The sequence below is a fragment of the Sporosarcina sp. P17b genome (genome assembly GCF_002743115.1).
In the GTDB taxonomy this organism is placed as follows: Bacteria; Bacillota; Bacilli; order Bacillales_A; family Planococcaceae; genus Sporosarcina; species Sporosarcina ureae_C.
In genome coordinates this window covers 1-907 of sequence record NZ_PDYP01000041.1, presented here as the reverse complement: position 1 = coordinate 907, position 907 = coordinate 1, and the positions used below count along the sequence as shown (strand labels likewise).

Below are 907 nucleotides of genomic sequence, written 5' to 3'. Positions count from 1 at the left end.
AGGTGGATAGGTCTGGGGTGTAAGTACGGCGACGTATGTAGCTGACAGATACTAATCGATCGAGGACTTAACCTATTTTAAAAAGTAGTTACTTGAACTACGACAATGTCTTTTATTCAGTTTTGAGTGAACAAAAAATACTTTTAAAAAGCATTTGACTTTCTCACTCAGTTTGATATAATAATCATGGCTTTGAAAAACAGTTCAGTGACGATGGCAAAGAGGTCACACCCGTTCCCATACCGAACACGGAAGTTAAGCTCTTTAGCGCCGATGGTAGTTGGGGGTTTCCCCCTGTGAGAGTAGGACGTCGCTGGTCTGTTAGATAAGTTTCACAATTTTATTATAACCACATTATATTATTCCGCAGTAGCTCAGTGGTAGAGCAATCGGCTGTTAACCGATCGGTCGTAAGTTCGAGTCTTACCTGCGGAGCCATTATGGAGAGCTGTCCGAGTGGCCGAAGGAGCACGATTGGAAATCGTGTAGGCGGTTTGCGCTGCCTCAAGGGTTCGAATCCCTTGCTCTCCGCCAGATATGCATTCTCAATTTATGGCCCCTTGGTCAAGCGGTTAAGACACCGCCCTTTCACGGCGGTATCACGGGTTCGAATCCCGTAGGGGTCACCATTTTAAAAGTTCTAAATACAGCTGACGCAGTTATGCGAAGCTGAAAGTAATTTAACCCAGGAGGATTAGCTCAGCTGGGAGAGCACCTGCCTTACAAGCAGGGGGTCGGCGGTTCGAGCCCGTCATCCTCCACCATTTTCTTTATAGTATTATCGCGGGGTGGAGCAGTGGTAGCTCGTTGGGCTCATAACCCAAAGGTCACAGGTTCAAATCCTGTCCCCGCAACCAATGGTCCCGTGGTGTAGCGGTTAACATGCCTGCCTGTCACGCAGGAGATC

General features: G+C 47.6%; 5 tRNA genes and 1 rRNA gene. All 6 read left to right on the top strand.

What is annotated here, in order from left to right:
- Window positions 1-203: 203 nt before the first annotated feature.
- The 6 genes from rrf (at window position 204) to CSV76_RS16920 (ending at window position 857) form a co-directional block, all read left to right on the top strand.
- Window positions 204-319 (top strand): 5S ribosomal RNA (gene rrf, locus CSV76_RS16945).
- Window positions 320-363: 44 nt separating this feature from the next.
- A tRNA-Asn gene (locus tag CSV76_RS16940) sits at window positions 364-438 on the top strand.
- A gap of 4 nt (window positions 439-442) precedes the next feature.
- Window positions 443-534: transfer RNA gene (locus tag CSV76_RS16935), tRNA-Ser, on the top strand.
- A 20-nt stretch (window positions 535-554) separates the two neighbouring features.
- Window positions 555-629, top strand: a tRNA-Glu gene (locus tag CSV76_RS16930).
- Between the two features lie 59 nt (window positions 630-688).
- Window positions 689-764, top strand: a tRNA-Val gene (locus CSV76_RS16925).
- 18 nt (window positions 765-782) lie between these two features.
- Window positions 783-857, top strand: a tRNA-Met gene (locus tag CSV76_RS16920).
- Window positions 858-907: the final 50 nt, after the last annotated feature.